General features: G+C 32.3%; 12 protein-coding genes and 1 pseudogene. 6 read left to right on the forward strand and 7 right to left on the reverse strand.

Going from position 1 to position 13,974, the window contains the following annotated elements:
* Positions 1-36 precede the first annotated feature (36 nt).
* On the reverse strand, positions 37-1,962 hold the full coding sequence (locus J2S15_RS05280; RefSeq protein WP_307406153.1) for a BglG family transcription antiterminator: 1,926 nt from the start codon (positions 1,960-1,962) through the stop codon (positions 37-39).
* Positions 1,963-2,134: 172 nt separating this feature from the next.
* Between J2S15_RS05280 and J2S15_RS05285 the strand changes: the two genes are divergently transcribed.
* The 6 genes from J2S15_RS05285 (at position 2,135) to J2S15_RS05310 (ending at position 6,643) form a co-directional block, all read left to right on the forward strand.
* Positions 2,135-2,557: a PTS sugar transporter subunit IIA gene (locus J2S15_RS05285; RefSeq protein ID WP_307406155.1), complete on the forward strand. Its 423-nt coding sequence runs from the start codon at positions 2,135-2,137 to the stop codon at positions 2,555-2,557.
* On the forward strand, positions 2,550-3,038 hold the full coding sequence (locus J2S15_RS05290; protein WP_307406156.1) for a PTS sugar transporter subunit IIB: 489 nt from the start codon (positions 2,550-2,552) through the stop codon (positions 3,036-3,038). The genes J2S15_RS05285 and J2S15_RS05290 overlap by 8 nt, the downstream gene beginning before the upstream one ends.
* 32 nt (positions 3,039-3,070) lie before the next feature.
* Positions 3,071-3,844 carry a PTS mannose/fructose/sorbose/N-acetylgalactosamine transporter subunit IIC gene (locus J2S15_RS05295; RefSeq protein ID WP_307406158.1) on the forward strand — a complete coding sequence of 258 codons (774 nt, stop codon included), beginning with the start codon at positions 3,071-3,073 and terminating at the stop codon, positions 3,842-3,844.
* On the forward strand, positions 3,841-4,686 hold the full coding sequence (locus J2S15_RS05300; protein ID WP_307406160.1) for a PTS system mannose/fructose/sorbose family transporter subunit IID: 846 nt from the start codon (positions 3,841-3,843) through the stop codon (positions 4,684-4,686). The genes J2S15_RS05295 and J2S15_RS05300 overlap by 4 nt, the downstream gene beginning before the upstream one ends.
* A gap of 12 nt (positions 4,687-4,698) precedes the next feature.
* Positions 4,699-5,499, forward strand: coding sequence for a sorbitol-6-phosphate dehydrogenase subunit (locus J2S15_RS05305; RefSeq protein WP_307406162.1), 801 nt, complete (start codon positions 4,699-4,701; stop codon positions 5,497-5,499).
* Between the two features lie 61 nt (positions 5,500-5,560).
* Positions 5,561-6,643, forward strand: coding sequence for a mannitol dehydrogenase family protein (locus J2S15_RS05310; protein WP_307406164.1), 1,083 nt, complete (start codon positions 5,561-5,563; stop codon positions 6,641-6,643).
* Positions 6,644-6,700: 57 nt separating this feature from the next.
* Here J2S15_RS05310 and J2S15_RS05315 read toward each other — a convergent pair whose 3' ends face one another.
* The 6 genes and pseudogenes from J2S15_RS05315 to J2S15_RS05340 all read right to left on the reverse strand — a co-directional run bounded on the left by J2S15_RS05315 (position 6,701) and on the right by J2S15_RS05340 (position 13,967).
* Entirely contained in the window at positions 6,701-7,219 is a 519-nt protein-coding gene (locus tag J2S15_RS05315) for a PDDEXK nuclease domain-containing protein (protein ID WP_307406403.1), read from the reverse strand.
* An 81-nt stretch (positions 7,220-7,300) separates the two neighbouring features.
* Positions 7,301-7,741: pseudogene (locus J2S15_RS05320) on the reverse strand (DUF1016 N-terminal domain-containing protein); the annotation flags it as partial.
* Between the two features lie 616 nt (positions 7,742-8,357).
* Positions 8,358-11,465, reverse strand: coding sequence for an ABC transporter ATP-binding protein/permease (locus J2S15_RS05325; RefSeq protein WP_307406166.1), 3,108 nt, complete (start codon positions 11,463-11,465; stop codon positions 8,358-8,360).
* Positions 11,466-11,808: 343 nt separating this feature from the next.
* Entirely contained in the window at positions 11,809-12,540 is a 732-nt protein-coding gene (locus J2S15_RS05330) for a hypothetical protein (protein ID WP_307406168.1), read from the reverse strand.
* Complete coding sequence (locus tag J2S15_RS05335) at positions 12,530-13,075, reverse strand: PadR family transcriptional regulator (RefSeq protein WP_307406171.1); 546 nt, start codon at positions 13,073-13,075, stop codon at positions 12,530-12,532. Before J2S15_RS05335 ends, J2S15_RS05330 begins: the two co-directional genes overlap by 11 nt.
* Before the next feature lie 112 nt (positions 13,076-13,187).
* Positions 13,188-13,967, reverse strand: a complete 780-nt coding sequence (locus J2S15_RS05340; protein WP_307406173.1) for a DNA alkylation repair protein — start codon at positions 13,965-13,967, stop codon at positions 13,188-13,190.
* Positions 13,968-13,974: the final 7 nt, after the last annotated feature.

Here is a 13,974-nt window from a genome sequence, read left to right on the forward strand (position 1 = left end):
TACAAGTAGGCACCTTTTTGTAAGTATGGGTATACTTTAATTAAACTCAGGTAAAATTGCAGTTCTCATTAAACTTATAAAATTATCATATGTTAAGTTGTTTAATAACTTATGAATTAATTTATCATTTGATACTAATAACGATATATAATGCCAGAACTGAAACGCTTTTGGATTATTCATTTCTGTACATACCATAATAATGATTTGTACTTTCTGATTTTCTCCCCAATCAATTTCATTTTCTAATAATGCTAATGCCACAAAGGTTTCTTTTGTAATTGGCGACAGCGGATGGGGCATGGCAATCTTTGAACCATAATAAGTATTTCCAATATCTTCTCTTTCTAGGACTGACTTCTTAAACTTATGATCCAAATCAAAGTGTTCTTTTGATAATTTAAATAACTTATTTAAAACATCTTCTTTATTCTTTGCTTTTCCAATAAAGACCAAGTCTTTATCTAACTTTGATAATACACTCTCTGCACTTGTAAATCCATACAGTGCATGATTGATTCGTACATAATCTTCATCATTTGGAAATAAACCTATCTTCACTACTGCGCCACTATAACGATCATCTTCAAACGCATCTGTAGTAAAAATTGCATCATAATTTGATAAATCCTTGATTGCTTCATTCGGTCTTACAAAACTTAAACTTTCAATCTGATTCTTAAACCAGTGCATGAACTTTTGTCGAATTAAAATCGTTTCAGACTGACGAAGTGAAGTTATAATCAAAATATTCTTCGCATCTTCCTCGGTCTTTAGACTATCTAAACTATAGTTAAAATATAAAGATAAGAAAGTAATCTCATCATCTGATACCTTAAGTGCATATTTTTGTTGAATCAGTAAAGTGAAGTAAGAAGCAACATCAGTAGCTAATGGAAAAGAAACTTTAATTTCTTTTGCCATTTTACTTTTCTGTTGCATCCCATAACGGACACGATTCAGTAAAGGTACAAGATGAAGGGATAATGATATCTTTAAATCTACATCATTCGTAAAATCAACATTAAATTCATTCTTAATCTTTTCTAATGATTCTTGTATAAAAGTATTGGTTTCCTTTGATATCAAAGTATCCTGATCATATTCACTCTTCCCTAGTAGATTTGCAGTTAATTGAATCACTTCATTTTTTAAATGTTCATCATTGATTGATAAAGTTGGCTGAAGAAAAGAGTTGAAAATCGCTTTTGCTATCTTATATTCCTTTAAATTTTCAACATTTGGAATCGATATTAACTCATCGATTAAATTTCCTCTACGAATTCTCTCCAAAGTAATAACTATATGGACAATTAAATTTTCAAGCAACGTATCTGATGTACGGTATTGATACTTCAATAAGATATCCGATAATGTTTCTGATATCTTTGATATATTTTGAATATTTAATACTTCATCGTGATAAATCTTATCCTCATCAAAATTATAAATATTCTCTTTGATTAGACACAAGCGCTTATCTTTTTCAGACCCAATGATAAAATAACCCGATTGTTTCTTTTGCGATATCTTTAAATTATATTTCTGCAAGATTACCTCTACTTCTTTTAAATCAGAATAAAAAGTAGACTCAGATATAAATAACTGATCAATAATATTCCATTTCGTTATATATTTATTCTCAAACAATAATAAAATAATCTTCTTACTTCTTAGAATTTGTTCATCTTCATAACTTAATGCAAGATTAGAGTCATTAAAATCAACTTTCAATTTAGAATAAGAATCAAGGTCATCATATTCAAATAGATACCCTTTTGAAGGAACTGATATTAATTGAATACCATTATAATTAGTTACTAGAAATTGTTTGATTGTTGTAATATCATTCTTTACTGAACGTGAACTCACATGAAAAAGAGTAGATAACTGCTTTGATGAAACATAGTCATCATTATCTATAAATGTCTGAATGATTTTAAACTGTCTGTTCGTTAACATAAATTACCTCCAAATTAAAAATGAGTTCATTTCTCAACTATAGTATAGCAAAAAAAGAAATGGAAGATTTTGAATTGTTGCACCAAGTATGGTGAAAAAAAAGAAAATCTAGGTTGAAATAGTCATGCTAACATGTAATCAGGCCAAAAGGGCTAGCAAAGGGGGGAATAACTTGAATCAACAAAACCTTAACATTTTACTTCTTACTCATGGTAAGGCAGGAGAAGCATTGATTGAGAGTGCTGAAATGATTGCAGGAAAACTAGAGAATGTAAACGCAATATCACTGATGCCAGGCATCGCACCAGAGAAATATACTGAAGAAGTGCGTAAAGAACTTTCAGGATATTGTGGTGAGATAATTATCTTCTGTGATATCTTCGGTGGGACGCCATCGTATGTAGCAGCTGAGTTATCTGTAGATTTCAATATCAGTCTATTCAGTGGTCTGAATCTGGCAATGCTGTTGGAAGCATGTATTAGTAAGAATGTGGAGGACATCCACGAACTAGTTGCAAGTATAAAAAGAGTTGGGGACACTTCTTGTGTTTTAGTTCAAAGTGAAGCGTTAAAGAAAGGAGCAACACATGAATGAAATTAAATTAGCGAGAGTAGATTTCCGTTTAATGCATGGTCAGGTAATTACAAACTGGGTAAAGCAAGTATCAGCAAATCATATTTTAGTAGTTGATGAAGAACTTGAAAAAAATCAGTTTATGGCACAAGTGTATTTAATGGCGGCTCCTCCGGGAATTAAAGTAAATATTTTATCCCCTGAGCGAGCAGTAAAGAATTTATTAGCTGGTAAATTTAGTAAAGTATCACTACTTGTATTATTTAAATCTGTAGAAAGTGCAAAAGAAACTTTTGACTTAGGGCTATCATTGGATAGATTACAGATTGGTGGATTAGGGAGTGGTACTGGAAGAGTGATGATTTCAAATCAATTATCACTAGATGAAAAGGAAGCACTTCTATTAAAAGAGATGGGGGAAAAGGGAGTAGATATCTTTTTCCAGGCTGTACCAAAAGAACCTGAAATTCCTTTATCAAAAGCTTTGGAAAAAGTATTGTAGTTTAGATAGAAATTATAAATAGGAGGAACAATATGAATATCGCAGTGGCATTAATAGTTGGAATACTCTATTGGATTGCAACTAATAAAATATGGTATGGGACACAACATATTATCAGACAACCATTATTTCTAGCTGTACCGTTAGGGATTATCATGGGAGACTTGGAAACTTCAATGAAGATTGGTGCAGCATTACAATTAATTTATTTAGGGGCTATTGCACCTGGTGGAAACCTTCCAGCAGATGAAGCATTGGCAGCATGTATTACAATTCCTGTCGCTATTGAAGCTGGAATCGATCCAAGCATGGCAGTTACAATTGCAATGCCAATTGGATTATTAGGGGTATTATTGGATAACTTAAGAAAGACGTATGCTTCCATTTGGGTACGTATGGCAGACAATGCAGCACAACAAGGAAACGAACGTGGCTTTCGTTTAGCATCGTTCTGGTATCCACTACTAGTATCATTTCCTTTAAGAGTCGTACCAACAACAGCAGCATTATTAGTTGGTACAGGTGCAGTAGCAGCCTTCTTGAATTCAATTCCTGCATGGGCAATTACTGGTCTATCAGTAGCTGGTGGTCTATTACCTGCATTAGGGTTTGCAGTAACAATCCAAGTAATTGGTAAACGTGATTTAATACCTTATTTCTTATTAGGTTTCGTTATCTTCACATATGCTGGAATTAACGTTATTTCTGTAGCAATTATTGGTGTATGTTTAGCACTAATTCAATCAAAATTTGCACAGACAAGTGATGTAGAAAATATGCAACAAGGGGGAGGAGATTTACTATGAGTGAAGCCAAACTAAAGAAAAGTGATATTGTAAAAGGTTGGGTACGATATTATTCTGGAGTAGAAGTAAGTGCTAGTTATGAACGTATGACAGCTCTAGGTTTCTCAAATGGGATGTATCCTATTTTAAAGAAATTATATGGAGATGATCCAGAGGAATTTAAAGAAGCATGTGAAAGACAATTAATGTTTTACAACTGTGAAGCAACATGGGGATCAATGATTTTTGGAATCGTTGGCGCATTAGAAGAAGAACGTTCAATTAAGTTGCATGAGGGTGCAACAAAAGAAGAACTAAAACAATATTCAGATATTATTTCGAACCTTAAAGTTGGTCTGATGGGTCCATTGGCAGGAATTGGAGATACGATTAACCATGGTACGATTCGTCCAATTCTAATGTCATTATTTATTCCATTAGCAGAGTCAGGTTTCTGGGGAGCAGGTATCCTACCATTCTTAATTTGGGGAGTTGCAATCAGTGGATTGGCTTACTTCTTAAATATTAAGGGTTATACCTTAGGTAAAGATTCAATTATGAATGTACTACAATCTGGTAAAATCAACCAGATGATTAACACTTGTAGTGTTCTTGGTTTATTCATGATGGGTGCTTTATCTGCATCATATGTTAAATTATCAACTGTTGTATCTTGGAGTGATGCAGTTGGTAATGAAAGTACACTTCAGGGAGTATTAGATAATATCTTCCCTAACCTGCTACCGTTGGCAGCAGTATTCGCAATTTATTTCTATATTAAAAAATCTGGACCAAAGTATATCCGAATATTATTGGGAATCATTATTTTCTCATTAGTATTTTCATTCTTTGGAATCGTATAAGGGGGAGTAGAGATGTCAGATAAATGGTTAGATTTAAGTGATAAAGTAGTAATTGTCACTGGTGGAAGTATGGGTATTGGAGAAGCAATGGTTACTGACTTAAAAGGCAATGGCGCAAAAGTAGTAATCGCTGACTTCGTAGAGCCAAAAGATTATGTTGAAGATGAACAGACATTATATGTAAAGTGTGATATCACGAAGAAAGACCAAGTAGAACATGTAGTTAGTGAGACAATGAAAAAGTTTGGTCAATTAGATGCACTTGTAAATAATGCTGGAGTTACTCGTCCTCGGGTTCTAGTTGATTACTTTGAAAAAGAAGAAAAATATGAACTGGATGAAGAAGACTTTGACTTCATGGTAAATGTAAATCAAAGAGGTACTTTCCTGTTTGCACAGGCAGCAGCTCGCATCATGTATAAACAACAATCTGGTGTAATAATCAATATGTCATCAGAAGCAGGTATTCAAGGTTCAAGAGCACACAGTGCTTATTCAGGAACAAAGGCTGCTATTCATGCATATGGATTATCATGGGCAAAAGAATTAGGTCCATACAATGTACGTGTAGTTGGTGTAGAACCTGCTATTCTGGATCGCACACCTGCTAACAACGATGAAAAATATCGTGCACAAGCTTATGGTAGAGGACAAGATCCTAATAAGTTCTACGGTGATTATACAAAGTCAATTCCTTTAGGAAGACCTGGTCACCTTTCAGAAGTAGCAGACTTGATTTGTTTCTTAGTATCTGATCATGCAAGTTACATTACAGGAACTACAATTGCTATCACTGGAGGAAAATCTCAATAGATAACATGAATACAATAGCCTAGGCTATTGTATTCTACTTTATAGAGTAGAAAGGAAACATATGAATTCAATCGTTATCATTGGAGCAGGACAAACTGGAAGAGGATTTCTTGCGCCAATCATTAAATCAAATGAAAACTGTTCACTTACTTTTATTGATAAAAACAAACAATTAATTGAACAGTTAAATAAACAAAAAGAATATAAGATACATTATTATGACGAAGATAAAGAAGACCAAGTGATTCACAATTTCAACGCAATTTATATTGAAGATAAGGAAGCAATCGAAACAATAGCAACTGCTGATTTAGTCTTAACCGCAGTGAATGGTAACAATATTATTGATTTAGTTAATCCATTTCAGCAAGCAACTGCAATCAGAAAAAAAGAAAAACTTATGATTATCTGCTGTGAAAACGGGGTAAATGTAAAACAACCTTTGGTAGATGCAACTATCAATGCTCACATTAGTGAAGCAGCTGTATTTTGCACAACACTAGATCCACAAAAAAATGATTTATCTTTAGATTCACAGTTTTATCCAGACTTACCTTATGATGTCACTAGTCTACCAATACAAATTAAACTGCAAAGATTTCATGCAGAACAAAACTTCGCATCACTTATTCAACGAAAGATTTATACATACAATTGCTTAAGTGCCTGTATTTCTTACTTAGGTGCTTATAAAGGTTATGAAAGTTATGCTGATGCAGCAAATGATCCTACTATTGATAATGCAATGAGAGAACTTTTAAAATCAGTAAATTATTCTATTTCTAAGGAATACAATATCCCACTACCTGAACAAGAAACCTTTGCAAAGTATGCAATTAGTAAGTTTCAAAATAAAGCAATTGTTGATACGATTACACGTAATGCCAGAAATGCCAAACGAAAAGTTGGTTCATCTGAAAGAATCATGATGCCAATCAAATTATGTTTGAAATACCAACAACCAATTCATATTTTAGAAGTTGTACTAGCAACTGCATTCTATTATGGAATCCACATAGAAAATGATTCCATAGATATATTGGTAAAAGCTAGTGAAGTTGCCAACTTAAATGAGTGTTATTCTAACACAAAGGAAATACTGAAAGCATTAGAAGATAAAACTTCGATTGAACAAATTCTATAGCTTGTACACTAATAGACTGTATCTACAATATCAAGTGGATACAGTCTTTATAATTTACTATCGTCTTTGCTTTTCATGCCAGTTAGTAACTACCATTTCTACCTGTTCAATTAACTCGTCTTTGTTTGGAATATAATATGTATATTTTGAAGCAAAGATATTATTTGACAATCCCCCTAATGCATATTCTGCAGTTAGAGCATCCTTATCTGTACACAAAATTATCCCTATTGGTTTATTATCATTCTCATCATTTACTTCCTGTTCATAATAATTAAGATACATATTCAACTGACCTGCTGCGTCAGGCATAAACTTAGTTGTTTTAAGTTCAATCAACACATAAGATTTTAATGGCTTATTATAAAATACCATATCAACATAGTAATGCGTATTATTGATTGTAACTCTCTGTTGAACACCAACAAACATGAAACCTCTACCTAATTCCAATAAGAACTTTTCTATTTGATCCACAAGTGATTTTTCTAAATCATTCTCCATCATTATTTTATTTTCCGGTATTCCCAGAAACTCAAACACATATGGATTTTTGATTATATCCTCAGGTTTCATTATTTCTACACCTTTTGTGGATAATGATAATAATTCTTCTTTATCAGATTCACTTTTAGACAGTATTAATCTTTCATATAAAGAAGTATTAATTTGGCGCTTTAGTTCTCTAACTGACCATCCTGAATTAATCGTTTCTTTTTCATAGAATTTGCGTTTTTCATCATTGGAAATATTCATTAGTTCACAGTAATGTGACCATCCCAATTTGCCAGACAGTGTCTAGCATTTTCTATATATTAAGTAGAACTGTCTCATATTATGCAGATTTGACCGTGAGAATCCTCTACCAAATTCTGAGGTTAATTCTTTAGATAATTGCTTTATTGTCTGTTTTCCATAATCAGCTCTAATATTATTGTTCTGCTCATACTTAATTATTACCTCCCCAATTTTCCAATATGTTATTAGTAGTCTATTATTAAGTGGTTTAGACAATGAACTTCTTTCCTCATTTAATATATCTTTAATTTCAATTACTAAAGAACTAGAAATTTCTTTCTTCATTTTATTCCTCCACATTTTCTTACTAGTTTATTAATAATATATTTAATTTATCCTAAATCTTTTCAATAATTCATTGTTTTATAAATATTCCAGACACTGTCTGGAATTTCTTATTTACTTATTAGAACTACTTCTCACCTTTCGTAAACATCAGTTTCAAACATTTGCCAGTCATGCCTGGCATTTTCATATTAAACTAATTTATTTTATTAATAATCTTGTAAATAACTCCTTAAAATTTAATTGTTTCTTCTTTAATTTTAAACATCAATCTAGCCTATTTACCAATTTTCCAGTCGCGACTGGAAAATCTTTTTGTATGTTAATACTGCTTTATTTCATAAAATATTATCTTAAAACATTTGCCAGACACGTCTGGTATTTTCATATTAAACTAATTTTTTATTAATAATCTTGTAGATATCTCCTAAAGATTTAATTATTTCTTCTTCAATTTTGAACATCTATTTGTTCTATTTCTCAATTTTCCAGTCATGACTGGAAAATCTTTCTTGTGTGTTAATACTAGTTTATTCCATAAATTATTATCTTAAACATTTGCCAGTCAGTGACTGGCTTTTCCAAATTAAAAGAGACCTCAATATATGAAGTCTCCATAATATACTAACTGTTATTCACTACGTAATGCTTCAACCGGATCTTTTCTAGCTGCTGCCGATGATGGAAACAGACCAGAAATAAATGCCAGTAACATACTAATAATAATCAAAATTGCTGATGCATCGATTGGTAACTGTGCAATGTTTGCAATACCCAGTTCATTGTATACTATAATGTTTGCCACAATGCTGAGTAAGTAAGTTACAAAGATACCTAGTACTCCTGCAATAAATCCAATGATTAATGTTTCAGCGTTGAATACACGACGAATATCTCGTTTGCTGGCACCAATTGCACGAAGGATACCAATTTCTTTTTTACGCTCTAATACTGAGATATACGTAATAACACCAATCATAATTGATGATACTACAAGTGAAATTGCAACAAACGCAATTAATGCATAACTGATTGTATCTACGATATCAGTTACGGATGACATCATGGTTCCTACAATATCACTATAGCGAACTACTTTATCATCATCTCCTGCTTTTTCCATCTTTTCATTGTAGTCATCCAAGAAACCTATTACATTTTCTTTAGTAGTAAAGTCTTTTGGATAAACACTAATCTGATTAGGATTTGTACTATCTGCATATCCTAATGAAGATAGATTCGTTTCTAATGTTGTCTCGGTTGGATTCATCATTGCTGTCATTAAATCCAATATATCATCTTCACTAACATTTAACTGGAATGCTGATGCAAATGCTTCTTGATCAATTGAGATTGCATTTTGCATCTGTTGTGGCAATTGTGCTAATGTTGTTTGAATCTGTGTCTGGATTTGAGTTTGCAGTGATGTCATAATCTCTGTCATATATGTCTGCATAGCAGTTTGCATATAAGATTGAATTGCACTATTTAACTGGTCACTGATTTGAGTAGGGTCAATTACTGAACCTAACTGTGCTGCAATACTTTGTTGGACATCCGCTCGATTTAAGTAATCAACAAGATTTTGAGCCATCACTGCTGGATCAGTTACTCCTGCCTGTATCTGCTCAGTTACAAAGTCCTGCATTACATTCATCATAATCATATTTAACTGATCTGCAGGTATATTAATCTGACCTGAAACAGCTTCATTTAATCCTGTTAAATCCATTTGTGGGAACTCCACACTACTCATATCAATATTAAAACTAGACATATCAATATTAAATTGCGAAGTATCTACATTAAATGCATTTCGAATTGCATTTTCATCGATTGTGAATAAATCAGTAAAACTAAAATCTGATTGTGCACTTTCTTCTTTTTCCTCTGCAAATGATTTACCAGTAAATACATTGATGGTTGGATTTGCAAGTTGCTCCTTTACAATTTCGGTCTCTGATGATTCTTCCATCAGATATTGAATCATCTCTGGTGTATAGTTAATACCTGAAGATAATGAAGTTGCGGTAGCATCAGGATCTGCCTGTACTACTCCAACAATTTTAAGATCGACTCCATCATTAATTACACTTTTCATATGATCATTACTATCTGATTTATCCATCCAGATTTTGTAACCTTCATCATATACATATTTATCTGCTGGATTAATCACCTTTAATTCAGCACCCATAATATCATCGTAGGTAACCTCTGTGTCACCTTCTTTAATTTCAACTGTTTTTCCAGGATTATTCACAAATGTATCTAACATTTCTTTTAATTCACCACGGTCTTTTAATCCTAATGAATATAATACGTAATCGGATACATCACCATTTCCCATTAGGACCAGTACTGCTTCATCATAACTTTCAGGCCAGCGCCCTGCTTTGATATCATACTGATTCTCAAACATACTGCTGTCACCTGGAAGCTCATGGAAGTTGTTCATACTCATCATTGAACTATTCCCCATGATTGCACTTATACCAGTACTTGTTCCGATTCCATAACTACTTAGAATAGAATCTGGACTTACTTGCTCAATACTACTTGTATCCTTCAAATATATTTGAGGAGTAATATCATATTTATATTGAATATTCTTTACGTAAGGACTAATATCCTTTTCATTCTTTTCAATATATGTTTTTAAAGAAGCTAAGTCATTTTGATTCTGGTAATTAAACATTCGCTCGAATACATTACGAACACCTACATCGCCATCTTCAGTTGCTTTTGCATTATCACTCCCTGTGGAATTTACATCATCAGAATCAACTAGGAAACTCGTTATATCAACTCCACTGGACTGAATTGTCAGTGGATAGACACTCATGGTTTCTTCTTCAATACTTCCAATGTATGCATTAATTCCAGAAGCCAATGCCAAGATAGCAGCAATACCTATAATACCAATGGAACCAGCTAATGAAGTTACAAAGGTTCTTCCCTTCTTTGTCATTAAGTTACTAAGTGATAATGATATCGCTGTAAAGAATGACATACTAACTTTACGAGGGGACTTCTGAGGAACCAACTTCTCTTTGTCTGGATCAAATGGATTACTATCATTAATCACTTGTCCATCTTTTAATTCAATAATTCGATTTGCATACTCATCTGCAAGTGCTGGGTTATGGGTAACCATAATAACCAATCGGTTCTTAGCGATTTGGGTTAATAGCTCCATTACCTGAACACTTGTCTTTGTATCTAACGCTCCTGTAGGCTCATCAGCAAGCAATATTTCAGGATCATTAATTAGGGCGCGAGCGATTGCAACACGCTGCATCTGTCCACCACTAAGCTGACTCGGCAACTTTCTGATATGATCAGCCAGACCAACTTCTTCCAGCGCTTTCTTTGCACGTTCCTTACGTTCACTTGATGATACACCACTCAACGTAAGAGCCAATTCAACATTCGCCAATACTGACTGGTGTGGTATCAAATTATAACTTTGGAATACAAACCCAATACGGTTATTACGATAGGTATCCCAATCGGAAGATTTATACTTTTTTGTTGAAATACCATCAATTTCCAGATCACCAGAATCATAGTGATCAAGTCCTCCAATAATATTCAACATGGTTGTTTTCCCAGATCCCGAAGAACCTAGAATAGCAGCAAATTCATTGTCTCGAAACGAAACCGAAACATCATCCAATGCCACCTGTGTAAAATCATATGTTTTATATGATTTACGAATATTTGTGAGTTTTAACATAATTAAATTCCTTTCCTGGAATAATCACAAGTTATACTTATGAAGTTTACTCTACATCTCCATTATAGTATTTTTTAACTTATATTTCTTGCTGTTTAATCAAAAAGACATCAAAAAAACAGGTATATATTTTATTATATATATAATAACAGGTTTCGTCTCCAAAATAATGTTATTTGTTTGTGAAATATACGAAAATTATCGAAAGAAAAAGTAAAGAAATTAATTCTCTACTTTGATTGAGTAAATAAGTAAAACTTATATTAATAATTTTGGAACTGAGAATTACCAAAAAATAAAAGAATCCTAAATTATTAATAACTTGCTAATACTTGTAGCAAACCTATGTATTGATTTGCACATTTTCAATTATTGTTTGTCGCATATTATTCGCTGTAGTTTTTACAATCGTCTTATTTTCATCACTCTTTATAAATATTAGTTTTTGCTGACTTGGAAGAGTTACATTAAAACTTTGTTCTGTTTGATTACAGTTATTAAAAACAGTTGCCATAATCGAGAAATCAGTATCACTCCATTTACCATATAATTCAACTATTTCAATACCATGAATTCCATTTTCAACACTATTGGGAACCATTTTCTTTTGCATATTTTCTTGTACTTTATCAGAATCAATTTGTTGAAAACCAATCTGCAGTTGTTCATTCTCAAAAAATGGTAAATAACAATTTTTCCATGGGGAACGCATTTTAAAGAATTTAAAAAGAGAAAATGTAATACGTTCTGGTTTAGACATATTTAAATGTTTAAATAATGTATACAATTCATTTATATCTGAAACACTTAGCATAACGCAAATAAGTCCCCTATGTCCTTCATGATATTTTTCTACCCAATCCTTTGTCCATCCTCCACCATCATCATTTAAAATTGTAATCATTTCTAGGTATTCTTTTCCTATCCATAAATTACTTGCGCGAAATCCTTTTGTTTTCTTCCCTTTATCTGGTAGATAAGGAATTTTTGATTCTTGAATATTTTCAATATCATTTTTATTTATTTGATATTTTCTATCAATATTTAGGACTAAGTGATCTATTTTATTTATCATAATTTTCACTCTCTTTCTTTATAATCTCAGTGATATTTTCTAAATATTGTCTGTGCAATTCATTACTCTTTTGCATATAGATGAATGTCTCTCTAGCGATCTCATTCATATAAACTTTTTCTTTTTCAATTTGCCCTTTATGAATCAGTAGTGATTTTTCATCTAATTTTTGTATCTGTTTATATAGAGCAGTTATACATTCATCAGATGATAATAAATTAGAGAAAGTAAGAGCAGCAAAACTGTTACTTGGATAAATATTTTCATCATTTTCCATATTATCAACAATCAAAGATAACAATCTTTTTTCCCCAGTTTCTGTGATATCATAAATATTAGTTTTTCGCTTACCAATGGACTTTGTTTCAACAATTACAACACAATCTTTCTTTTCTAATTTATGTAAAGCATGATAAATAGATCCAACAAGAATTCCACCCCACAGTTCCACCTGACTACTTTCTAAAGCTTGTTGGATGTCATATCCTGACATTGGCTGTTGCTGTAATAATCCTAAAATAAATAATTCTGTCATTATTTGTCCCTCCAATACTCAACGTTAAGTATATAATACTCTACGTTGAGTATATTGTCAAATAAAAAGTAGACTTTTCTAATTGTCTACTTCAAGATAATCAAATAAAATATTATTTTTCTACCTTATTTAATGTCCTCATCGCTTTTTTTATAATATAACCTATTGCAGTTTGATTACTTTCACTTTTCCATCGTGTACATAATTCAATTACAAAATCAGGTCTTGTCTTACTTGCATCATTCAACCAATTCCCTACACTGTTTCTTACATACGTAGATTCATCTGTTTTCAACGATTCCAAAATACATAATGCTAACTCTGGTTTATCTTTTAAAACTTCAATATGTTTACACCAAACACCTCGAGGTCGTGTTAGTTCACTTGCAAAACGTCTGATATTTTCATCTTCATTTTTTACCCATGTAGATAAAATTTCAAGACTTTCCTCTAAGTTCTCTATCACACTCATTCTAAGAGCAACCCATGCTTCTTCTCTAACATTAAAATGTTTATCCCCAGCAAATAATTGGATCTCTTGAAACTTCTTATTCAAGCTTAAATCATCAGCTTTACCTATCATGAATGCACCCCAACTGCGAACCACATCAGAATCATGATTCGCAATTATGGATATAAGATTATTATCGTTATAAATCTTTGACTGATGAAGGAGTCCTTCCCCTATCGTTTCATTTAATGTGTTAGCAGTTTGTTTTTCCAAACTGTTAACACACTTCAAAATAGGTTTAAAATATTCAATTCGATTATTATCAGAAAGTACAGTCTCTAATAACTTCCTTCGATCAATGGCAAACCACTCTACTGCATTTGCGCTCTCCAGTTCACCATTATTTAACTGTCTTAAAATATCATCAGGAATATCCTTCATAGTTCTT

It is taken from the genome of Breznakia pachnodae (genome assembly GCF_030814225.1).
Classification (GTDB): Bacteria; Bacillota_I; Bacilli_A; order Erysipelotrichales; family Erysipelotrichaceae; genus Breznakia; species Breznakia pachnodae.